20 protein-coding genes are annotated in these 21396 nt (G+C 60.1%); 12 read left to right on the top strand and 8 right to left on the bottom strand.

What is annotated here, in order from left to right:
• Positions 1-72: 72 nt before the first annotated feature.
• Entirely contained in the window at positions 73-1659 is a 1587-nt protein-coding gene (locus AC1DRN_RS00900; RefSeq protein ID WP_223460454.1) for an ABC transporter substrate-binding protein, read from the bottom strand.
• 446 nt (positions 1660-2105) lie between these two features.
• Between AC1DRN_RS00900 and rpmB the strand changes: the two genes are divergently transcribed.
• The gene (gene rpmB / locus AC1DRN_RS00895) at positions 2106-2339 is read left to right on the top strand and encodes a 50S ribosomal protein L28 (RefSeq protein ID WP_007975166.1); all 234 of its coding nucleotides are present in this window, start codon (positions 2106-2108) and stop codon (positions 2337-2339) included.
• A gap of 11 nt (positions 2340-2350) precedes the next feature.
• Entirely contained in the window at positions 2351-2506 is a 156-nt protein-coding gene (gene rpmG / locus AC1DRN_RS00890) for a 50S ribosomal protein L33 (protein ID WP_003177274.1), read from the top strand.
• Positions 2507-2623: 117 nt separating this feature from the next.
• Here rpmG and AC1DRN_RS00885 read toward each other — a convergent pair whose 3' ends face one another.
• Positions 2624-2986, bottom strand: a complete 363-nt coding sequence (locus tag AC1DRN_RS00885; RefSeq protein WP_223460452.1) for a cupin domain-containing protein — start codon at positions 2984-2986, stop codon at positions 2624-2626.
• Positions 2987-3221: 235 nt separating this feature from the next.
• Here AC1DRN_RS00885 and AC1DRN_RS00880 point away from each other — a divergent pair, with 235 nt between their 5' ends.
• Positions 3222-4715 (top strand): aldehyde dehydrogenase, encoded by a 1494-nt coding sequence (locus AC1DRN_RS00880; protein ID WP_223460450.1) that lies wholly within the window; start codon positions 3222-3224, stop codon positions 4713-4715.
• A gap of 186 nt (positions 4716-4901) precedes the next feature.
• A complete protein-coding gene (locus tag AC1DRN_RS00875) occupies positions 4902-6047 on the top strand; it encodes an MFS transporter (protein WP_223460448.1) in 1146 nt (381 codons plus the stop codon).
• Here the strand turns inward: AC1DRN_RS00875 and AC1DRN_RS00870 are convergent.
• On the bottom strand, positions 6044-7618 hold the full coding sequence (locus tag AC1DRN_RS00870) for a phospholipase D family protein (RefSeq protein ID WP_223460446.1): 1575 nt from the start codon (positions 7616-7618) through the stop codon (positions 6044-6046). The two genes, AC1DRN_RS00875 and AC1DRN_RS00870, sit on opposite strands and share 4 nt — an antisense overlap.
• A 60-nt stretch (positions 7619-7678) precedes the next feature.
• Entirely contained in the window at positions 7679-9112 is a 1434-nt protein-coding gene (locus tag AC1DRN_RS00865; protein ID WP_223460443.1) for an aminotransferase-like domain-containing protein, read from the bottom strand.
• 179 nt (positions 9113-9291) lie between these two features.
• Between AC1DRN_RS00865 and AC1DRN_RS00860 the strand changes: the two genes are divergently transcribed.
• The gene (locus AC1DRN_RS00860) at positions 9292-9537 is read left to right on the top strand and encodes a DUF1127 domain-containing protein (protein ID WP_223460441.1); all 246 of its coding nucleotides are present in this window, start codon (positions 9292-9294) and stop codon (positions 9535-9537) included.
• 143 nt (positions 9538-9680) lie between these two features.
• Here AC1DRN_RS00860 and AC1DRN_RS00855 read toward each other — a convergent pair whose 3' ends face one another.
• Positions 9681-10988 carry an NAD(P)/FAD-dependent oxidoreductase gene (locus AC1DRN_RS00855; protein ID WP_223460439.1) on the bottom strand — a complete coding sequence of 436 codons (1308 nt, stop codon included), beginning with the start codon at positions 10986-10988 and terminating at the stop codon, positions 9681-9683.
• A 147-nt stretch (positions 10989-11135) separates the two neighbouring features.
• Between AC1DRN_RS00855 and AC1DRN_RS00850 the strand changes: the two genes are divergently transcribed.
• On the top strand, positions 11136-11489 hold the full coding sequence (locus tag AC1DRN_RS00850; RefSeq protein ID WP_007975156.1) for a YkgJ family cysteine cluster protein: 354 nt from the start codon (positions 11136-11138) through the stop codon (positions 11487-11489).
• 141 nt (positions 11490-11630) lie between these two features.
• Here AC1DRN_RS00850 and AC1DRN_RS00845 read toward each other — a convergent pair whose 3' ends face one another.
• Positions 11631-12119 (bottom strand): Lrp/AsnC ligand binding domain-containing protein, encoded by a 489-nt coding sequence (locus AC1DRN_RS00845; RefSeq protein ID WP_007975155.1) that lies wholly within the window; start codon positions 12117-12119, stop codon positions 11631-11633.
• A 157-nt stretch (positions 12120-12276) separates the two neighbouring features.
• Between AC1DRN_RS00845 and dadA the strand changes: the two genes are divergently transcribed.
• The 6 genes from dadA (at position 12277) to AC1DRN_RS00815 (ending at position 18548) form a co-directional block, all read left to right on the top strand.
• Positions 12277-13581 (top strand): D-amino acid dehydrogenase, encoded by a 1305-nt coding sequence (gene dadA / locus AC1DRN_RS00840; RefSeq protein WP_223460437.1) that lies wholly within the window; start codon positions 12277-12279, stop codon positions 13579-13581.
• The gene (locus AC1DRN_RS00835) at positions 13553-13906 is read left to right on the top strand and encodes a RidA family protein (RefSeq protein WP_223460435.1); all 354 of its coding nucleotides are present in this window, start codon (positions 13553-13555) and stop codon (positions 13904-13906) included. The genes dadA and AC1DRN_RS00835 overlap by 29 nt, the downstream gene beginning before the upstream one ends.
• Positions 13907-14003: 97 nt before the next feature.
• Positions 14004-15077 (top strand): alanine racemase, encoded by a 1074-nt coding sequence (alr, locus tag AC1DRN_RS00830; RefSeq protein ID WP_223460433.1) that lies wholly within the window; start codon positions 14004-14006, stop codon positions 15075-15077.
• A 127-nt stretch (positions 15078-15204) separates the two neighbouring features.
• Positions 15205-15753 (top strand): cupin domain-containing protein, encoded by a 549-nt coding sequence (locus AC1DRN_RS00825; RefSeq protein WP_008023455.1) that lies wholly within the window; start codon positions 15205-15207, stop codon positions 15751-15753.
• A gap of 182 nt (positions 15754-15935) precedes the next feature.
• A complete protein-coding gene (locus tag AC1DRN_RS00820) occupies positions 15936-16358 on the top strand; it encodes a c-type cytochrome (RefSeq protein WP_223460541.1) in 423 nt (140 codons plus the stop codon).
• Positions 16359-16625: 267 nt separating this feature from the next.
• The gene (locus AC1DRN_RS00815; protein WP_477786601.1) at positions 16626-18548 is read left to right on the top strand and encodes an acetyl-CoA hydrolase/transferase C-terminal domain-containing protein; all 1923 of its coding nucleotides are present in this window, start codon (positions 16626-16628) and stop codon (positions 18546-18548) included.
• A 142-nt stretch (positions 18549-18690) separates the two neighbouring features.
• Here AC1DRN_RS00815 and AC1DRN_RS00810 read toward each other — a convergent pair whose 3' ends face one another.
• Positions 18691-19263: a xanthine phosphoribosyltransferase gene (locus tag AC1DRN_RS00810; RefSeq protein WP_477786600.1), complete on the bottom strand. Its 573-nt coding sequence runs from the start codon at positions 19261-19263 to the stop codon at positions 18691-18693.
• Positions 19264-19318: 55 nt separating this feature from the next.
• The gene (gene rep / locus AC1DRN_RS00805; RefSeq protein WP_477786599.1) at positions 19319-21328 is read right to left on the bottom strand and encodes a DNA helicase Rep; all 2010 of its coding nucleotides are present in this window, start codon (positions 21326-21328) and stop codon (positions 19319-19321) included.
• Between the last annotated feature and the right edge of the window lie 68 nt (positions 21329-21396).

Raw genomic sequence — 21396 nt, 5'->3', positions numbered from 1 at the left:
GTCACCTTGTCCGATAATTGAAAGAATGCAATCGCGAGCAGGCTCACTCCTACAGGTTTTGTGTATGGCGGGTTATTTGAAATTGACCTTCGAATAATCCTGTCGACCGAACGGGCTGACCGAGTATCCCTCGACATCCTTGCGCGTCAGCGCGAAAGCAGTTGGGTGGGCCAGGGGCAACCACAGCGCCTGCTGCTGGATCTGCGTCTGCGCCTGTTCGTAGAGCTTGCTACGCACACCTTGCTCGCCAGTGGTCTTGCCGGCGCTGATCAGCTTGTCCAGATCCTGGTTGCAGTAACGGGCGAAGTTGGTCCCGGACTTGACCGCGGCGCAGGAAAACTGCGGCGTGAGGAAGTTGTCCGGGTCACCGTTGTCGCCAGCCCACCCCATGAACAGCAAGTCGTGTTCACCGGCCTTGGCGCGGCGGATCAGCTCGCCCCATTCGATCACACGTATTTCTGCCTGAATGCCGATTTCGGCCAGGTCGGACTGCAGCAGTTGCGCACCGAGGCTCGGGTTGGGGTTGAGCAGGCTGCCGGAAGGGCGGGTCCAGATGGTGGTCTGGAAGCCTTCCTTGAGTCCGGCTTTGGCCATCAAGACTTTGGCCTTTTCGATGTCGTGAGGGTAGCCCGGCAGGTTTTTCGCGTAGCTCCAGGTGTTGGGCGGGTACGGACCGTTGGCCGCCTCGGCGGTGTCTTCGAACACGGCTTTGACATAGCTGGCCTTGTCGAAGGCAAGGTTGATGGCCTGACGCACTTCTGGCTTGTCCAGCGGCGGATGCTGGCTGTTGATGCCGACGAATGCGGTCATGAACGCGTCAGTCTTTTCGACTTTCAGAGCCGGCTCTTTCAGCGCTTCCTGTACGTCCAGAGGCTTGGGCGACAGGGCGATCTGGCATTCGTTACGGCGCAATTTCTGCAGGCGCACGTTGGCGTCCGGCGTGATTGCGAAGATCAGCGGGTCTACAGAGGGTTTACCGCCGAAGTATTCGGGGTTGGCTTTGTAGCGAACCGAGGCGTCCTTCTGGAAGCGCGTGAAAACGAACGGCCCGGTGCCGATTGGCTGGCTGTTGAGCTTCTCCGGCGTGCCGGCTTTCATCAGTTTGTCGGCGTATTCGGCCGAATAGATCGAGGCGAAGCCCATGCTCAGGGTCGCCAGGAAGGTCGAATCCGGGTGGTCGAGGGTGAAGCGCACGGTCTGCGGATCGAGGGCGTCGATCTTCTTGATCAGTGCAGGCAACTGCATCGATTGCGCATGCGGGAAGCCGCTCTGGGCGACTTTGTGCCACGCATTGGCCGGGTCGAGCATGCGTTCGAAGCTGAAAATCACATCCTCGGCGCTCAGGTCACGCGTTGGGGTGAAGTACTCCGTTCGATGGAATTTCACCAGCGGGTGCAACTTGAAGACGTAGGTCAGGCCGTCGGTGCTGACTTCCCAGCTGTCGGCGAGGCTGGCGACCACTTTGCCACTGGCTGTGTCGAAGTCCACCAGGCGGTTCATCAGCACATCGGCCGAGGCGTTGGTGGTGGTCAGCGAGTTGTACTGCACCACGTCGAAGCCTTCAGGGCTGGCTTCGGTGCAGACGCTCAGGGCGGCGGCAAAGGCCTGTGGGCTCAGCAGAAGCGGGGCGAGCAACAGCGGTAGGGCAGCGAGGCGCATGGTCGGCTTCCTTTACAGATCGAAGGCCCATCTGCAAGTGCAGTCTGGAAAAGGCTTACCCTAGTGGGCTCTTTTGCAAATGACTATCCCCTTTTTCATTTTGAGGAGACTATAGGCGACTGAATTTGCTGTGCAGCGGTTGAGCAAACTCCCTGGTCGGCTCGGTGAGCGATACTCTGCGACGAGCGGTCGCCATCGACGATAGCCTTTGTCCAAGGCGCTCGAAGCCCGGAAAACGGGGATTTTGTGAATTCTACGCACACTRAATGTTGTTGCTCTCCAGTCTTTCTGGTATAAAGCAGCGCTCTTTTCTAGGGGCCCGGTTCCTTCACTGTAGGTGTAGCCGGTAAGACCTCTAAAGAAACGCGGCGCCTGGCGCCAAATGACTGAGAGATTAAGCGGCCAACCCATGCCGGGTTGGGCATGTGGTTTTAGAGGGCTGAGGCATGTCTAGAGTATGTCAAGTTACCGGTAAGGGTCCGGTAACCGGGAATAACATTTCCCACGCAAACAACAAAACCCGTCGTCGTTTCCTGCCGAACCTGCAGCATCACCGCTTCTGGGTTGAAGAAGAGAAACGTTTTGTGCGTCTGCGCGTATCTGCCAAAGGCATGCGTATCATCGACAAGCGTGGCATCACTGTCGTGCTGGCCGAACTTCGCCGCGATGGCAAGGTTTAAGGGAGCTAATCATGCGTGAATTGATTCGTTTGATTTCGAGCGCCGGTACTGGTCACTTCTACACTACCGACAAGAACAAGCGTACTACCCCGGACAAAATCGAGATCAAGAAATATGATCCGGTTGTTCGCAAGCACGTGATCTACAAAGAAGGCAAAATCAAGTAATTGATTTTTCCCTCTTACAAAAAAGGCCCGTATCKCGMGATACGGGCCTTTTTTGTTGCCTGAGGGTTTTTGTGTCGGCTTTCAGGGGCTCTTCGCCGGCTCAAACACCTGAAATCTTCAAGCCTTCTGTTCAAACGCCACGTAGATCTTGCGGCATGGCTCCAGCACTTCCCAGGTGCCTTTGAACCCGGCCGGAATGACGAAGCGGTCACCGGCGCGCAAGGTCTTGGCGTTGCCGTCGCTGTCGCGTAGCACCGAAACACCCTGAACGATTTCGCAGTATTCGTGTTCGGTGAAGTTCACCATCCACTGGCCGACGGCACCTTCCCACACACCGGCGTTCAACTGACCACAAGGGCTGTTGTAGTGGTTGTAAACCGCTTGCTCCGGGTCGCCCTTGAGCACTTTGGCCGGGTCCGGACGGTAGCGTTCGGCGACGGTGGTAGCCTGGCTGAAGTCGACGACGTTCTGGATGTTCATTGTTGTTTTCCCTCCGTGATTACGGCGCGAGTGGTTGGTCAGCCCAAAGTCTATGTTTATTAAAATGAACATCGCAAGGCCGTTTGCCGGCGTTATGTCAAATATATTGAAACTTCATGGGCGGCTGGTTTAGGGTGGCGGATGCCTTGGGCCGAATAGCAGGCTGGCCGGGCAGAATTCCTGACAGCGCCCGCGAAGAACGCGGGTGTCGTATCAATAAGAGGAGGACATTCGCATGACCACCCTGACCCGTGCCGACTGGGAACAACGTGCCCGCGACCTGAAAATAGAAGGCCGCGCTTATATCAATGGCGAATACACCGACGCCGCCTCTGGCGAGACCTTCGAGTGCATCAGCCCGGTCGATGGCCGTCTGCTGGGCAAGATTGCCAGCTGTGACGCCGCCGACGCCCAGCGCGCCGTGGAAAACGCCCGCACCACCTTCAATTCCGGTGTCTGGTCGCGCCTGGCGCCGACCAAACGCAAATCCACCATGATCCGTTTCGCCGGCCTGCTCAAGCAGCACGCCGAAGAGCTGGCCCTGCTTGAAACTTTGGACATGGGCAAGCCGATCAGCGATTCCCTGCACATCGACGTTCCCGGCGCGGCGCAAGCTCTGAGCTGGAGCGGCGAAGCCATCGACAAGATCTACGACGAAGTCGCTGCAACCCCGCACGATCAACTGGGCCTGGTGACCCGTGAGCCGGTTGGCGTGGTCGGTGCCATCGTGCCGTGGAACTTCCCGCTGATGATGGCGTGCTGGAAGCTGGGTCCTGCGCTGTCCACCGGTAACTCGGTGATTCTCAAACCGTCGGAAAAATCGCCGCTGACGGCGATTCGCATCGCTGAACTGGCTGTCGAAGCCGGCATCCCGAAAGGCGTGCTGAACGTATTGCCGGGTTACGGTCACACAGTCGGCAAGGCCCTGGCCCTGCACAACGACGTCGACACCCTGGTATTCACTGGTTCGACAAAAATCGCCAAGCAGCTGCTGATCTACTCCGGCGAGTCGAACATGAAGCGCGTCTGGCTCGAAGCCGGCGGCAAGAGCCCGAACATCGTGTTCGCCGATGCGCCGAACCTGCAAGACGCTGCCGAAGCGGCTGCCGGTGCCATCGCCTTTAACCAGGGCGAAGTTTGCACTGCCGGTTCGCGCCTGCTGGTGGAGCGTTCGATCAAGGATAAATTCCTGCCGCTGGTGATCGAGGCGCTGAAAACCTGGAAGCCGGGCAACCCGCTGGACCCGGCGACCAACGTTGGCGCGCTGGTCGATACCCAGCAGATGAACACCGTGCTGTCCTACATCGAGTCCGGCCATGCCGACGGCGCCAAGCTGGTGGCCGGAGGCAAGCGTACGCTCCAGGAAACTGGCGGCACTTACGTTGAGCCGACGATTTTCGACGGTGTGAGCAACGCGATGAAAATCGCCCAGGAAGAAATCTTCGGCCCGGTACTGTCGGTCATTGCATTCGACAGCGCCGAAGAGGCCATCGCGATCGCCAACGACACGCCGTACGGCCTGGCCGCTGCGGTCTGGACGGCCGACATCTCCAAGGCTCACCTCACTGCCCGAGCACTGCGTGCCGGTAGCGTGTGGGTCAACCAGTACGATGGCGGCGACATGACCGCTCCGTTCGGTGGCTTCAAGCAGTCCGGCAACGGTCGCGACAAGTCCCTGCACGCGTTTGACAAGTACACCGAGCTGAAGGCGACCTGGATCAAGTTGTAGGTCGTTAAGGGAGGCCTGTTGTAAGCAGGCCTCCTGAACGACACAGATCCCTTGTGGGAGCGAGCTTGCTCGCGATAGCGGTGTAACAGTCGACTTCAATGTTGAATGTTGTACCGCTATCGCGAGCAAGCTCGCTCCCACAGTGTTTTGTGTTGTACATAAAAAATATCCACAGGAGCGTGGAACATGCGTTGGGCGACTTATTTCGCCGTTTTGGCATCTGTCCTGAGTGTCGGCCTGGCCCTGGGTGTCAGCATGCCGCTGGTGTCCTTTCGTCTGGAGAGTTGGGGCTACGGCTCGTTTGCCATTGGTGTGATGGCGGCGATGCCGGCCATCGGCGTCCTGTTGGGGGCGAAAATCTCCAGTCATTTGGCGGCGCGCTTCGGTACGGCCAATCTGATGCGCCTGTGCCTGTGGGCCGGGGCGGTTTCGATCGGTTTGCTGGCGCTGTTGCCGAGCTATCCGATCTGGTTGGTGTTGCGGCTGATGATCGGGGTGATCCTGACCCTGGTATTCATCATCGGTGAAAGCTGGATCAATCAACTGGTGGTCGAGCAATGGCGCGGGCGGCTGGTGGCGCTGTATGGCAGCAGCTACGCACTGAGTCAGCTGGCCGGGCCGGTGTTGCTGGGCTTCCTTGGCACCGAGCACGATTATGGTTTTTGGGTCGGCGTCGGTTTACTGATGGCTGCTCCGTTTCTGTTGCTGGGGCGCAGTGGTGCACCGAGCAGCGAGGCCAGCAGCGTGACCTTGAGTGATTTGCTCGCGTTCTGTCGTGGCCTGCCGGCGATTGCCTGGGCGGTGTCGCTGTTCGCCGCGTTCGAGGCGATGATTCTGACGCTGTTGCCGGTCTATTGCCTGCGCCAGGGCTTCACCACGGAGATCGCCCTGGCGATGGTCAGTACAGTGGTGGTCGGCGATGCAGTGCTGCAATTGCCGATTGGTGCGTTGGCCGATCGCTTGTCACGCCGTGCGTTGTTTACCGGCTGCGCAGTCGTCTTGCTGCTGTCGAGTCTGGCGATTCCGATGCTGATCGACACATTGCTGATCTGGCCGCTGTGGGTGTTGTTCGGCGCCAGCGCTGGCGGGTTATTCACCTTGTCGTTGATCCTGATCGGCGAGCGTTATCGCGACGATGCGCTGGTGCGGGCTAACGCCCACATCGCCCAGCTGTGGGGGATTGGTTGTCTGATCGGGCCGCTGTTGGCGGGCGCCGGCAGCCAGTGGATCAGCGGTCATGCGTTGCCGTTGCTGATGGCGGTGGGGGCCTTGGGCGTATTGATCGTGGTGTCGCGGCAAGGTGCGTTTGGGGCGATTGTCGAGCCGGCCTAGAGCATTTTCTCCAGCCCAACCGTATTGCTCAGCCACGCATTGAATCGCCGCCACGAACTACCTGGCTCCTTGGTCAGGGTGTGCATTTTTCCGTCGTCTTCGGTGGTCCAGACGATCTGATCGTTTTCCAGCTCCACCTGATAACTCAGGGCCGGTGCCATGCCCTGCAACGCCAGTTCACGGACCTGTGCGGCCAATTCCGGGCTGTCCACCAGCACGCCGACTTCGGTGTTCCACAGCACCGAGCGCGGATCGAAATTGAAAGAGCCGATAAAGGATTTCTGCTGGTCGAAGATCATCGCCTTGCTGTGCAGGCTGGAGTCAGAGCTGTGATAGGCGCTGCTGGAAAACAGATGCGGCCCGCTACCGCTGCCGCCGCCCTCACCGGGCTGGCTACGCAATTCGTAGAGCTTCACGCCGTGCTCCAGCAGCGCCCTGCGATAGGGGGCGTAGCCACCGTGTACGGCGGGAACGTCCGTGGCTTCCAGTGAATTGGTCAGCAAACTCACGGAAACGCCGGCATCGGCGCGCCCGGTCAGGTACACCAGTCCCGGCTGGCCGGGCACAAAGTAGGCCGAGATCATGATCAGTTCTTTGCTGACGTTGTTGAGTTCAGGTGCCAGTTGCGTGGTCAGCAGCAACTGCGGATCGGGCTCGCCCTTGGCCAGTACCTTGCTCGGCGCATCCCACAATGCCTGGTTCCAGGCCCAGATCAGTTCGCGGCGCCAGATGTCCAGGCGCGGGTGGGTGGTGAAGGTCATCAAGTGTTTGTAGAGCGCGTGATTTTGTTTTCGCGTTTCCGCCAGGGACTCTTCCAGCCGGGTGCGGGTGTTTTCCAGGTCCTGGGGGGAAGGTTTGCTCGACAGGAACTCGTCGATCGGCTTGCTCAGGGCGCTGTTCCAGTACTGGTCGAAACTGTGCCCGAGTTGCTCGGCAACCGGACCGACACTGAGCATGTCGATGTCGGTGAAATTCATGTTGGGCTTGGCATCGTAATACTCGTCCCCCAGATTGCGTCCTCCGACGATGGCCATGCTGTTGTCCGCCAGCAACAGCTTGTTGTGCATGCGTCGATGTTGTTGCGACAGATTGAACAGCCGGCCCACGGTACGGGTCACGCCGGTGCTGCGACCAAGATTCAGCGGATTGAACACGCGGATCTGGATTTTCGGATGCGCGGCGAGGGTGGCGATGACCCGGTCCAGGCCGTCGCTGGCGGTGTCGTCGAGCAGTACCCGCACCCGTACGCCCCGATCGGCAGCTTTTAGCAATTCCTCGATCAACATGCGCGTGCTGATGCCGTCGTGCACGATGTAGTACTGCAAATCGAGGCTGCTTTGGGCATTGCGTATCAGTTCGGCACGGGCGGTGAAGGCCTCGGTGCTGTCCGATAGCAGGCGAAAGCCCGATTGCCCCTTGTAAGGTGCAGCCTGTGCCTGGACCGAGCGACCGAATGCCGAGTCTGAAGCCGGTAGCGCCTGGCTCGGTACACGCTGAACGTCGAAGCTGGAGCAACCGCCCAGGAACGTGGCGAGCAGCAAAAGAGCAAGCAGGGGCTTTCTGGCTCTCACGTAGGATCGTTCCGTTTGGCGGCGCAGTTAGGCATATGGACGCTGATTCCCGAATAAAAGTCAGTCGCTCAGCTGATCGGTTTCCGCCAGCAGTTTGAACGCTGTCGCACCGACCTTGCGCACCGCGTCTTCGATCTGCGGTGTTGGTTTGGCAGCGTAGTTCATGCGCAGGCAATTGCGGTACTTGCCCGAGGCGGAGAAGATGCTGCCCACGGCAATCTGTACGCCCTGGTCGTGCAGGGCACGATTCAGTTTCAGGGTGTCGAAGCCGTCCGGCAATTCCACCCACAGCATGAAACTGCCTTGCGGACGACTGGCACGGGTGCCGGCCGGGAAGTAGCGGCTTACCCAATCGATCATCAGGTCGCGATTGCGTTGGTATTGCGTGCGCATCCGCCGCAAATGCGGCTCGAAATGGCCGCCCTTGAGAAATTCGGCGATGGCGATCTGCGGTTGTGGCGCGGTGGAGCCGGTGCTGATGTATTTCATGTGCAGCACCCGTTCCAGATAACGGCCCGGCGCGACCCAGCCGATACGCAGGCCCGGCGCCAGGGTCTTGGAAAACGAACTGCACAACAGGACGCGACCGTCCTCGTCGAAGGATTTGATCGTGCGCGGGCGTGGATAGGTATAGGCCAGTTCGCCATACACATCGTCCTCGATGATCGCCACGTCAAACCGTTGCGCGAGCGTCAACAACGCACGTTTGCGCGACTCGGGCATGATGTAGCCCAACGGGTTGTTGCAGTTGGGGGTCAGCTGTATGACCTTGATCGGCCACTGCTCCAGCGCCAGTTCCAGCGCTTCGAGGCTGATGCCGGTCAGTGGATCGGTGGGGATTTCCAGGGCTTTCATGCCCAGGCCCTTGAGGGTCTGCATGGCACCGTGAAAGCTCGGCGAGTCCACCGCCACAATGTCCCCCGGCTCGCAAGTCGCGCGAATGCTGGTGGACAGCGCTTCATGGCATCCAGTGGTGACCACCAGATCGCTGGCGCCCAACTGGCAGCCGGAATCGAGCATCAGGCGAGCGATTTGTTCGCGCAGTTCGAGGTTGCCGTGGATATTGTCGTAATACAGGCCAGGCATATCCTGCCGCCGGCTGATTCGCGCCAGGTCACGCAGCAGAGGCTTCATGGTCGGACTGGTGATATCCGGCATGCCGCGCCCGAGTTGCACCACATCTTTGCGTGGTACGGCGCGGATCAATTCCAGCACCTGATCCCATTGCGAAATGTCCACCGGCCTTTGAGCCGGGCGGCCGACTGCCGGCAAGTCCGGCAATTCGCGACTGGCCGGAACGAAGTACCCGGACTTGGGTCGTGGCATGGCCAGCCCGCTGTCCTCCAGCACCCGATAGGCCTGCTGCACCGTGCTCAGGCTGACGCCGTGCTCGACACTCAGCGCCCGTACCGAGGGCAGCCGGTCACCGGGGCGATAGAAGCCCTGTTCGATACGTGTGCCGAGCAACTCGGCGAGGTTGACGTAAAGGGTCATGATGCAGCCTCGATTGGTGGGATTCGGTTAACCAGTACAGATCAGGCAAGAAATCAGGATTCAGTGGCGGAATCGACAAAACTGTATTGAGTTAATACAGTTGTTTTGAATCTGTAATGCTTTTTCGCGCCCGCGCATCATGGAACCTCTGGCTACCCAAGTAAACAGGAGCATCCAAGATGAACGGTTTGAGCGATGTGCGGCTGACGTTACACAGTCAGGAACTGGCGGCAGGGCAGAACAACGGCACGCGGGAGGCGGGCATGCACAATGTGTCGTCCGGCCAGAGTCGTTGGGATCAGTTCTGGCGTCGGCTGCACACGCGCAAGGCGTTGCTGGCGCTGACGGTCGACCAGCTCAAGGATATCGGGCTGACGCGGGAGCAGGCGCGAGAGGAGGGGCTGAAGCCTTTCTGGAGGATCTGAGTTTTGCGACGGCCTCCCGGGCCTCTTCGCGGGCAAGCCCGCTCCCACAGGTTTCGGCGGTGTACACACATCTTGTGAACACTATCAATCACTGTGGGAGCGGGCTTGCCCGCGAAGGCGTCTGAGCTGACACCGACAATCTTTCAGACCAACTCTTTAAGCCGATGCCACAGCATCCCCAACGCCAGCAACGGCGAACGCAAATGTTTGCCGCCGGGGAAGGTGATGTGCGGCACCTGGGCAAACAGATCGAAGCCGCCACTGTGCTGGCCGCTGATAGCTTCGGCCAGTAGCTTGCCGGCCAGGTGCGTGGCATTCACGCCATGACCGGAATAGGCCTGTGCGTAGTACACGTTCGGCTGGTCCTTGAGTCGCCCGATCTGCGGCAGGCGATTGGCGCCGATGCCGATCATGCCGCCCCATTGGTAATCGATCTTCACTGCGCTCAATTGCGGGAAAACCTCGAGCATTTTCGGGCGCATGTACGCGGCGATGTCTTTCGGGTCGCGGCCCGAGTAATGGCAGGCGCCACCAAACAGCAGGCGCCGGTCCGCCGAGAGCCGGTAGTAATCCAGCGCCACCCGCTGGTCACAGACCGCCATGTTCTGTGGCAGCAGGGCGTGGGCCAGTTCTTCGCTCAATGGTTCGGTGGCGATGATGTAGCTGCCGGCGGGCAGGACTTTACCGCTGAGTTCCGGATTGAGGTTATTGAGGTAGGCATTGCAGCCCAGCACCAGGGTCTTGGCGCGCACCGAGCCCTCGGCGGTATGGACCTTGACCTCGGGGCCATAGTCGATGCGGGTCACGGCCGACTGCTCGAACAACTGGACCCCCAGTCGTTGTGCCGCGGCTGCTTCGCCCAAGGCCAGGTTCAGTGGATGCAGGTGCCCCGAACCCATGTCGATCAGGCCACCGACGTAACGCGTGGAACCGACCACGGTGTGCATCTCATTGGCTTGCAGCAAACGGGTCTCGTAGCGATAACCGAGGCTGCGCAGTTCTTCGGCATCCTCGGCGAAGCCTTCAAGGTCACGGGGCTTGTTGGCGAGGTCGCAGTAACCCCAGGTCAGGTCGCAGGGGATCTGGCAGCGCTCGACCCGTTGCCGGACGATTTCCACGGCTTCCAGGCCCATGAGTTTCATTTGCCGCACGCCTTCGACACCGATGACATTGGTGAACTGATCGAGGCCGTGGCCGACGCCGCGAATCAGCTGCCCGCCATTGCGTCCACTGGCGCCCCAGCCGATCTTGTGGGCCTCAAGCAACACCACGCTGAGGCCACGTTCGGCGAGCTCAAGCGCCGTGTTCAACCCCGAAAACCCGCCGCCCACCACACAGACATCGGCCAGCACTTCGCCTTTGAGCGCCGGAAGTTCGGGCTGCGGCAGGCTGCTGGCGGCGTAGTAGGAAGCAGTGTGGTTCAGAGCAGGCTGTTGAGCACGGGCATTCATGTGCGTGATCCTGATTCTTGCGTTTGGAAAACCTGACGGAGCATAAGCCGGACCTTTCCGGACGGGCAACATTGGTCGGCTGGTGCTGTCTGGATCGAAGCTTTTGCGTCAGAATCCGGCTCTATTCCGCTATTGGTCACCGCTTCAATGAGCTGCAACAGCCAGACAATCCGTACCCTGCGCCAGCAGATTCCCTCGTTCGAGTGCGTTCCCGGATGCCATGACTGCTGCGGGCCGGTGACCACCTCACCGGAAGAAATGTCGCGCCTGCCGCGCAAGACCCGCGCCGAGCAGGATGCCGCCATGGAAGAGCTCAACTGTGTGCATCTGGGACCGAATGGTTGCACCGTGTATGACGAGCGGCCGCTGATCTGCCGGTTGTTCGGCACCACCAAGACCTTGCCGTGCCCCAACGGGCGCGGGCCGGTGGAGCTGATTCATCCGCGGGTGGAGAAGCAGGTGTTCGAGTACATGGCCAGCACTCGGCAGGTGTTGGTTTAAGCGGCGGCGTACTTCAGCAGAACCGAGTCGACTTCATCGCGGGCAAGTCGGATCGCCGCACCGCCGCTCCCACAGGTGCTGCACCGACCCTGTGGGAGCGAGCTTGCTCGCGATGGGGTCTGAACAGACACCGGAAAATCCTCAATCCGGAATCGGCAAGGTCAGGCTCTCTTTCACCTCTTCCATCACGATATAGCTCTTGGACTCGCGCACATGGGGCAGCTTGAGCAGGATGTCGCCCAGCAATTTGCGGTACGAGGCCATCTCGGAGATCCGCGCCTTCACCAGGTAGTCGAAATCCCCTGACACCAGATGGCACTCCAGCACATGGGGTAATTTCAGCACCGCGCGTCGGAACTCTTCGAAAGTATCGCCGGATTTGTAGTCCAGGCTGATCTCGACGAACACCAGCAGACTACCCTTCAGGTGCTGCGGATTGAGCCTGGCGTTGTAGCCCATGATGATCCCTTCGCGCTCCAGACGCCGGACCCGCTCAGTACAGGGCGTGGTCGAGAGCCCGACCTTTTCTCCAAGCTCCGTAAAGGAAATCCGCCCGTCCGCTTGCAGGATCCGCAGGATGTTGCGGTCGATCTTGTCCAGCTCACGTTTGGTCTGAGTGTTGGTACGCATAGGGGATGCGCCTCCGTGAAAAGGGTTTTTGCCGAGAATTGTCGCCAAATATAGGCGCTTATATAGTGAAAAGCACTGGCAGATCTTTTTTACACTGCGCGCATCTGAAGCTCTGAATAACAAACGTCAGCGGTTAGCCGCGATGAGGGATATGAAAATGCGCGTCATGGTCTTGGGTAGCGGCGTCATCGGTACCACCAGTGCTTATTATCTGGCCCGTGCCGGATTCGAAGTGGTGGTGGTCGACCGGCAGCCGGCTGCTGCCATGGAGACCAGTTTCGCCAACGCCGGCCAGGTGTCGCCGGGTTATGCCTCGCCGTGGGCTGCGCCGGGCGTACCGCTCAAGGCCATCAAGTGGCTGTTGCAGCGCCACGCACCCTTGGCGATCAAGGCTACTGCCGACATCGACCAGTACCTGTGGATGGCACAGATGCTGCGCAACTGCACCGCCAGCCGTTACGCGGTGAACAAGGAGCGCATGGTCCGTCTGTCCGAGTACAGCCGTGACTGCCTCGACGAACTGCGCGCCGAAACCGGCATTGCCTACGAAGGCCGCAGCCTCGGCACCACCCAACTGTTCCGCACCCAGGCTCAACTGGACGGCGCCGCGAAAGACATCGCTGTGCTGAAAGAGTCCGGCGTGCCGTTCGAACTGCTCGACCGCGACGGCATTGCCCGCGTTGAGCCAGCCCTGGCCAGCGTCACTGACATCCTCGCCGGTGCCCTGCGCCTGCCGAACGATCAGACTGGCGACTGCCAGATGTTCACCACCAAGCTTGCCGAGATGGCCGCAAACCTCGGTGTGCAATTCCGTTTCGACCAGGACATTCAGCGCCTCGACTTCGCCGGTGACCGCATCAACGGCGTGTGGATCGACGGCAAGCTGGAAACCGCTGACCGCTACGTGCTGGCCCTCGGCAGCTACTCGCCGCAACTGCTCAAGCCGCTGGGGATCAAGGCGCCGGTGTACCCGCTCAAGGGCTACTCCCTGACCGTGCCGATCACCAACCCGGCAATGGCCCCGACATCGACCATTCTCGACGAGACCTACAAGGTCGCGATCACCCGTTTCGACAACCGCATCCGCGTTGGCGGCATGGCTGAAATCGCCGGTTTTGACCTGTCGCTGAACCCGCGTCGCAGGGAAACCCTGGAGATGATCGTCAACGACCTTTATCCTCAGGGCGGCGATCTGGCCCAGGCCAGTTTCTGGACCGGCCTGCGTCCGACCACTCCCGACGGCACGCCGATCGTTGGCGCCACCCCGTTCAGGAATCTGTTCCTGAACACCGGTCACGGCACACTCGGCTGGACCATGGCGTGCGGCTCCGGTCGCTTGCTGGCTGATCTGATGGCAAAGAAAAAGCCGCAGATCAGCGCCGAAGGCCTCGATATTTCCCGTTATGGCAACAAAACCCAGGAGCCTGCAAAGCATGTCAGTCCAGCGCCAGCTCACCAATGAGCGCATGAGTCAGATCGTCACCCATAACGGCACGGTTTACCTGGCCGGACAGGTCGGCGATGACCTGAGCGCCGGGATTGAACAGCAGACCCGTGAAACCCTGGCCAATATCGAGCGTTTGCTCGATCTGGCGGGCACCGACAAAAACAATCTGTTGTCGGTGACGATTTACCTGAAAGACATCGACGCGCATTTCGAAGGCATGAACGCGGTGTGGGACAAGTGGCTGCCAAAAGGCGTCGCCCCGGCCCGTGCCACAGTCGAATCGAAACTGTGCGAACCGCAAATCCTGGTCGAGCTGTCGGTTGTCGCCGCTCTGCCATAAGCTTTCAGACAGATCCCTCTCCCGGTGCTGCTGGCGGTTCACGCCGTCAGTCAGCGCCGGTTTTTCTTCCCGATAACCCGACCAGAAGTCTGCCGCCATGCGTCCTGCCCGTGCCCTGATCGATCTTCAAGCCCTGCGTCACAACTACCAAGTCGCCCGTGAACTCACGGGGGCCAAAGCCCTCGCGGTGATCAAGGCCGATGCCTATGGCCATGGCGCGGTGCGTTGTGCCCAGGCGCTGGAAGCCGAGGCAGACGGGTTTGCCGTGGCCTGCATCGAAGAGGCCTTGGAGCTGCGGGCGGCGGGTATTCGTGCGCCGGTGCTGCTGCTGGAAGGTTTTTTCGAAGCCGACGAGTTGTCGCTGATCGTCGAGCATGATTTCTGGTGCGTGGTGCATTCGCTGTGGCAACTCGAAGCCATCGAGAAAGCCACATTGAGCAAGCCGATCACCGTGTGGCTGAAACTCGATTCGGGCATGCACCGGGTGGGGCTGCATCCGGCGGATTATCAAGCGGCCTATCAACGCCTGCTGGCCAGCGGCAAGGTCGCGAAAGTAGTGCTGATGAGTCACTTTGCTCGCGCCGATGAACTGCATGAGCAGGCCAGTGCCGATCAGGTGGCGGTATTTGAAGCGGCGCGCAAGGGCTTGTCCGCCGAGGTCAGTCTGCGCAACTCGCCGGCGGTGCTCGGTTGGCCGCAGATTCCGAGCGATTGGGTGCGCCCAGGCATCATGCTCTATGGCGCTACGCCCTTCGAAGAAGCCAACGAAGCAGCATCGCGCCTGCAACCGGTCATGACCCTGGAATCGAAAGTGATCAGTGTGCGCGAGTTGCCGGCTGGCGAGCCCGTCGGTTACGGCGCCAAATTCATCACCCCTAAACCGATGCGCATTGGCGTCGTGGCCATGGGTTACGCCGACGGCTACCCGCGCCTGGCACCGACCGGCACGCCAGTGCTGGTTGCCGGGCAGCGCAGCCAGCTGATTGGCCGGGTATCGATGGACATGCTCTGTATCGATCTGACCGATGTGCCGCAGGCCGGCCTCGGTTCGACCGTCGAGTTGTGGGGCAAAAACATCCTCGCCAGTGATGTGGCCATGGCTGCCGGCACGATTCCTTACCAGATCTTCTGCAACCTGCGTCGGGTGCCACTGCTCTATTCCGGGGCTTAGTGCGCGGGGCTCCAGACCGGAAGTCGCCTCGCTGAGCAGGATTCAGGTCAAAGTGTTGTAAATACTGAACGCTGTCGCCATGATAACGCTCACTATTCCAACAACCTGAATCCTGGAGGCGCAAGCTTTGGACGTCGGTGAACGACTGCAATCCATCCGTAGGCTCAAAGGCCTTTCCCAGCGTGAGCTCGCCAAACGGGCGGGGGTCACCAACAGCACGATTTCGATGATCGAGAAGAACAGCGTGAGCCCTTCGATCAGTTCGCTGCGCAAGGTGTTGGGCGGGATTCCCATGTCCATGGTCGAGTTCTTTTCCGAAGAAATCCTGCAGGAAAAACCGACTCAGATCGTCTACAAGGCCAACGAGCTGATCGATATTTCCGATGGCGCCGTGACCATGAAACTGGTCGGTCGGGCGCACCCGAGCCGGGCCATCGCATTCCTCAATGAAATCTATCCGCCAGGCGCCGACACCGGTGACGAGATGCTCACCCATGAGGGCGAGGAAACCGGCATCCTGGTCGAAGGAAAACTCGAACTGGTGGTCGGTCTCGAAACTTTTGTCCTCGAAGCCGGCGATAGCTACTACTTTGAAAGTACCAAGCCACACCGTTTCCGTAATCCGTTCGATGTGCCGGCGCGACTAATCAGCGCAGCCACGCCGGCGAACTTCTAAGAAAAGAGGCGTCCTGCCAGCATCGCGGAGGCGCCCGGGCTGTTTTTCCGCCGCAGCCTAAGACCCCTCCGACTTTGGGGTTGTTTCAGTGCGACGGGCTTACCGCTATACTTGCGCCCGCCTGCGAACCGTGGCCGTAGGCGTGACTAGCCACCATTGAGGGTGAACGCGTGAACCTAATTATGAAAATGCTGGCTGCACCAGCAACCGTATTGGCCCTATGGGCAGTCAGTGTCAGCGCTCAAGCTGCGACCAACGACGAAATCGCCAAACGCCTTGAGCCAGTCGGCCAGGTTTGTGTTCAGGGTAAAGAGTGCAAGGGGATGGAAGTGGCCACTGCCGCTGGCGGCGGTGGCGGTGCAAAAACTCCGGATGAAGTGATTGCGAAACATTGCAACGCTTGCCATGGCACCGGACTGTTGGGCGCACCGAAAATCGGTGATGCCGCCGCTTGGGGCGAGCGCGCCAAGAAAGAAGGTGGTGTTGACGGCCTGCTCGCCAAGGCGATCTCCGGCCTCAACTCGATGCCGCCAAAAGGCACCTGCGCCGATTGTGCAGACGCCGAGCTAAAAGGCGCCATCCAGAAGATGTCCGGCCTGAAATAAGCCTGAGTCTTGCTGCTGAAAAGCCGCTTGCGAGCGGCTTTTTTGTGCCTGTGATTTCTGCTTTGGTTTGTTGTGAACTCTTGTAGGAGCGAGCTTGCTCGCGATGAGTTCGAATGCGCCTCGGGGTGTCAGGTTCCATGCGTTATCGTTGACGACCATCGTCGGAGCGCCGCCCGGAGCAAGCTCGCTCCTACAGGGCTGTTCATTGCGGTAAAGACCCGGCAAGCTCGGACCAACCCCAATTCATGGAACGTGAGGGAGGATCCGATGGTTCAGCTGTGTTCTATCGAGCAGGCGGTCGATGACGTACTGGCGCGGTTGCCGGTCCACATTCACATGGGCCTGCCCCTGGGCCTGGGCAAACCCAACCACTTCGTCAACGCGTTGTATCGACGTATCGCGCAACTGCCCGAGCGGCGGCTGACGATCTACACCGCGCTGTGCCTGGGCCGTCCGCCCTTGGGCGACGGATTGCAAAAGCGATTTCTCGAACCCTTTATCGAACGGGTGTTCGGCGATTATCCGGAGCTGGAGTTTCTCGCCGATCTGCGTCGCGACCAACTGCCGGGCAACATTCACATCCAGCAGTTCTTCATGCAGCCTGGCAGCTTGCTCAACAGTGCCACGGCGCAACAGGATTACGTCAGCAGCAACTACAGCCATGCGGCGCGGGACATCAATGYCGCCGGGTTGAATCTGGTGGCGCAGCTGGTGGCCAGCGATGCCGAACATCCCGACCGCTTGAGCCTGAGCTGCAACCCGGACATCACCCTTGACCYGTTGCCGATGATCGCCAAGCGCCGCGCCGCCGGAGAAACCATCCTGATGGTCGGCCAGGTGCACAACGATCTGCCTTACATGCCCGGCGATGCGGAGCTCGACATCGACACCTTCGACTTGCTGATCGACCAGAAGGACAACACCACGCTGTTCTCCACGCCGAACATGCCGGTAGGATTTCAGGATCATTTCATCGGCCTGCATGCCAGCACCCTGGTACGTGACGGCGGCACGTTGCAAATCGGCATCGGCTCCATGGGTGATGCGCTGACGGCGGCGCTGCTGGCGCGACAGGCCGACAACGACGCGTACAAGGCGTTGCTGGCCGAGGTGAACCTCCGTCAGTGGGCGCAACTGATCGAGCGCGAGGGCGGCCTCGAGCCGTTCGCCAGCGGCCTGTATGGTTGCAGCGAGATGTTCGTCAACGGCTTATTGGTACTGGCGGATGCCGGGATCGTGCGGCGCAAGGCTTACCCGGACGTGGCGACCCAACAACAGGCGAATGCCGGCACCCTCGACGAGACTGCGCAAACCGACGGCATCTCTGTCCATGGTGGCTTCTTTCTCGGCCCGCGCAGCTTCTATGACCGCTTGCGCGAGTTGCCCCAGAGCAAGCGGCTCGAATTCAACATGACCCGCATCAGCTTCATCAACGAGCTCTACGGCCAGGAAGAACTCAAGCGCTTGCAGCGCCTCGATGCGCGGTTCATCAACACAGCCTTCACCGTGACGTTGCTGGGGGCCGCCGTGGCAGATCAGCTCGAAGACGGGCGTGTGCTCAGCGGCGTAGGCGGGCAGTACAACTTCGTGGTTCAGGGCCATGCGCTGCAAGGCGCGCGATCGGTGTTGCTGCTGCGCAGCTGGCGTGAATCCGGCGGCGACGTCAGCTCGAACATCGTCTGGGAGTATGGCCACTGCACGATTCCCCGGCACTTGCGGGACATCGTGGTCACCGAATACGGCATCGCCGATCTTCGCGGCAAGACCGATGCGGCGGTGATCGAGGCCTTGCTCAACATCAGCGACTCGCGTTTTCAGCCGGGATTGATTGAGCAGGCGCAGAAAGTCGGCAAACTGCCCAAGGACTTCCGTCTAGATCCGCGCTTTACCGATAACAGTCTGCAGCGTTTGCAGGCGATTCAGGCGCGGCACCCGCAGCTGTTTCCGGAGTATCCGCTGGGCTGTGATTTCACCGAGGTCGAGCGTGATCTGTTGCGGGCGCTGAACTGGCTCAAGAGCAAGTTCAAACTGAGCGAGGTGCTGGAATTAGGCAGGGCAGCGCTGGATGCGCCGGAGCCTGCGTTGTTCCCGGAGCATCTGCAGCGCATGCAACTGGCCAACCCGGAGGGGATGAAGGAGGATTTGTATCAGCGGTTGCTGCTCACAGGCCTCAAGGCGACTGCGCAGTAACTGATCACCGAAAACAACTGTGGGAAACAACTGTGGGAGCGAGCTTGCTCGCGATGAGGCCATCACATTCAACATCAATGTTGTCTGTCAGGCCGCCATCGCGAGCAAGCTCGCTCCCACAGGGGATGTGCGTTATGGCGGCTTACTCGATAAAGGTCACGACACCTTCGGCCAGCGACTTCACGCGAGCCAAGGACTCTACACGATAACCCTGCGAATCCAGCTCCGCACGGCCACCCTGGAACGACTTCTCGATCACGATGCCCAGGCCCGCCACGGTGGCGCCGGCCTGTTTGATGATCGAGATCAGTGCCTGGGRCGCCTTACCGTTGGCCAGGAAGTCATCGATGATCAGCACACGGTCGCTGCTGGTCAGGTGGCGCGGGGAGATCGCGACGGTGCTTTCGGTCTGCTTGGTGAACGAGTACACAGTCGCCGACAGCAGGTTTTCGGTCAGGGTCAGGGACTGGTGCTTGCGGGCGAAAATCACCGGCACGCCGAGGTTCAGGCCGGTCATGATCGCCGGCGCGATGCCCGAGGCTTCGATGGTGACGATCTTGGTGATGCCCGAATCCTTGAACAGCGTGGCGAATTCGTCGCCGATCAGCTTCATCAGGGCCGGGTCGATCTGGTGGTTCAGAAAGGCGTCGACTTTCAGGACCTGGTCGGAAAGCACGATGCCTTCTTCGCGAATTTTCTTGTGCAGGGCTTCCATGAAGCTGTCCTCTTTTGGCGCCTGTGCGCCGAAGGTCATATAAAAGTGGTCAATTCTAGCGCTTTAACATCGCGCGTATATCCGCCAAAGCGTTGTTGCCTCGCACGGCTTTGACTTCGGTCGGTGTGTCGTCGTTGCCTTCCCAGGCCAGATCGTCCGGCGGCAGTTCATCGAGGAAACGGCTCGGTGCGCAATCGATGATCTCGCCGTACTGCTTGCGCTTGGCGGCGAAGGTGAAGGCCAGGGTCTGGCGCGCGCGGGTAATGCCCACGTAGGCCAGGCGACGCTCTTCTTCGATGGTGTCGGCTTCGATGCTGGAACGGTGCGGGAGGATTTCCTCTTCCATGCCCATGATGAACACGTAGGGGAATTCCAGACCCTTGGACGCATGCAAGGTCATCATCTGCACGCCTTCGGCGCCATCTTCCTCTTCCTGCTGACGCTCGAGCATGTCGCGCAGGACGAGTTTGCCGATGGCGTCCTCGACGGTCATCTCGCCTTCTTCGTCTTTCTCCAGGGTGTTCTTGAGCGCCTCGATCAGAAACCAGACGTTACCCATGCGGTAGTCGGCGGCCTTGTCGCTGGAGCTGTTGGTGCGCAGCCAGTTCTCGTAGTCGATGTCCATGACCATGCTGCGCAGGGCCGAGATCGGGTCTTCGCCGGCGCACTGCTCGCGCACCCTGTCCATGAAGCGTTTGAAGCGCGACAGACGATCGGTGAAACGCGAGTCCAGATGCTCGCCCAAGCCGATCTCGTCGGTGGCGGCGTACATCGAGATCTTGCGCTCGGTCGCATAGTTGCCGAGCTTCTCCAGCGTGGTCGAGCCGATCTCGCGGCGCGGCACGTTGATCACCCGCAGGAAGGCGTTGTCGTCGTCCGGGTTCACGATCAGGCGGAAGTAGGCCATCAGGTCTTTTACTTCCTGACGTCCGAAAAAGCTGTTGCCGCCAGACAGGCGATACGGCACCTGGTGATGCTGTAACTTCAGCTCGATCAGTTTGGCCTGGTAGTTGCCGCGATACAGGATCGCGAAATCGCTGTACGGGCGGTCGGTGCGCAGGTGCAGGCTGAGGATTTCCATGGCCACGCGCTCGGCCTCGGCGTCCTCGTTGCGGCAGCGGATCACGCGGATCTCGTCACCGTGGCCCATTTCACTCCACAGCTGCTTTTCGAACTCGTGGGGGTTGTTCGAGATCAGCACGTTGGCGCAACGCAGGATGCGGCTGGTGGAGCGGTAGTTTTGCTCCAGCATCACCACCTTCAAGGACGGGTAGTCATCCTTGAGCAGCATCAGGTTTTCCGGGCGAGCGCCGCGCCAGGCGTAGATAGACTGGTCGTCGTCGCCTACCACGGTGAACTGGTTGCGTTTGCCGATGAGCATTTTCACCAGCAGGTACTGGCTGGCGTTGGTGTCCTGGTATTCGTCGACCAGCAGGTAACGCACCTTGTTCTGCCACTTTTCCAGGATGTCGGCGTGCTCTTCGAACAGCTTCACCGGCAGCAGGATCAGGTCGTCGAAGTCCACCGCGTTGAACGCCTTGAGCGTGCGCTGATAGTGGGTGTAGACGATGGCGGCAGTCTGTTCCTTGGGGTTGCGCGCGTTTTCCAGGGCCTGGGCCGGCAGGATCAGGTCGTTTTTCCAGGCGCCAATCATGTTCTTGATCTCGTCGACGCCGTCGTCGCCCGAGTATTCCTTTTGCATGATGTCGGTCATCAGGGCCTTGACGTCGGTCTCGTCGAAGATCGAGAAGCCCGGTTTGTAGCCCAGCCGCACGTGTTCCTTGCGGATGATGTTCAGGCCCAGGTTGTGGAACGTGCAGACCGTCAGCCCACGACCTTCACCGGCACRCAGCAGAGTGCCTACCCGTTCCTTCATCTCGCGGGCAGCCTTGTTGGTAAAGGTCATGGCGACGATGTACTGGGCGCGAATGCCGCAGTTCTGGATCAGGTGCGCAATTTTGCGCGTGATCACGCTGGTCTTGCCGGAGCCGGCGCCGGCGAGCACCAAAAGAGGGCCGCCGACGTAGCTCACGGCTTCTTGCTGCCGGGGATTGAGTCGGGACATAGGTAAATTCAGGAGTCAGTCACAAAATGGGCCGGCATTTTAACAGGCTCAGTAAATTGTGCTGCTCT

The organism is Pseudomonas sp. P5_B3, assembly GCF_056400405.1.
The sequence above is the reverse complement of the archived record's forward strand: the minus strand, read 5'-3'. Positions and strand labels throughout refer to the sequence as shown.

Coding starts and splice junctions, on each gene's coding strand:
- AC1DRN_RS00850 (WP_007975156.1), top strand. CDS start 11,136: ATGAGCTGCAACAGCCAGACAATCCGTACCCTGCGCCAGCAGATTCCC.
- AC1DRN_RS00900 (WP_223460454.1), bottom strand. CDS start 1,659: ATGCGCCTCGCTGCCCTACCGCTGTTGCTCGCCCCGCTTCTGCTGAGC.
- AC1DRN_RS00855 (WP_223460439.1), bottom strand. CDS start 10,988: ATGAATGCCCGTGCTCAACAGCCTGCTCTGAACCACACTGCTTCCTAC.
- rpmB (WP_007975166.1), top strand. CDS start 2,106: ATGTCTAGAGTATGTCAAGTTACCGGTAAGGGTCCGGTAACCGGGAAT.
- AC1DRN_RS00885 (WP_223460452.1), bottom strand. CDS start 2,986: ATGAACATCCAGAACGTCGTCGACTTCAGCCAGGCTACCACCGTCGCC.
- AC1DRN_RS00820 (WP_223460541.1), top strand. CDS start 15,936: ATGAAAATGCTGGCTGCACCAGCAACCGTATTGGCCCTATGGGCAGTC.
- dadA (WP_223460437.1), top strand. CDS start 12,277: ATGCGCGTCATGGTCTTGGGTAGCGGCGTCATCGGTACCACCAGTGCT.
- rpmG (WP_003177274.1), top strand. CDS start 2,351: ATGCGTGAATTGATTCGTTTGATTTCGAGCGCCGGTACTGGTCACTTC.
- AC1DRN_RS00865 (WP_223460443.1), bottom strand. CDS start 9,112: ATGACCCTTTACGTCAACCTCGCCGAGTTGCTCGGCACACGTATCGAA.
- alr (WP_223460433.1), top strand. CDS start 14,004: ATGCGTCCTGCCCGTGCCCTGATCGATCTTCAAGCCCTGCGTCACAAC.
- AC1DRN_RS00875 (WP_223460448.1), top strand. CDS start 4,902: ATGCGTTGGGCGACTTATTTCGCCGTTTTGGCATCTGTCCTGAGTGTC.
- AC1DRN_RS00845 (WP_007975155.1), bottom strand. CDS start 12,119: ATGCGTACCAACACTCAGACCAAACGTGAGCTGGACAAGATCGACCGC.
- AC1DRN_RS00860 (WP_223460441.1), top strand. CDS start 9,292: ATGAACGGTTTGAGCGATGTGCGGCTGACGTTACACAGTCAGGAACTG.
- AC1DRN_RS00880 (WP_223460450.1), top strand. CDS start 3,222: ATGACCACCCTGACCCGTGCCGACTGGGAACAACGTGCCCGCGACCTG.
- AC1DRN_RS00835 (WP_223460435.1), top strand. CDS start 13,553: ATGTCAGTCCAGCGCCAGCTCACCAATGAGCGCATGAGTCAGATCGTC.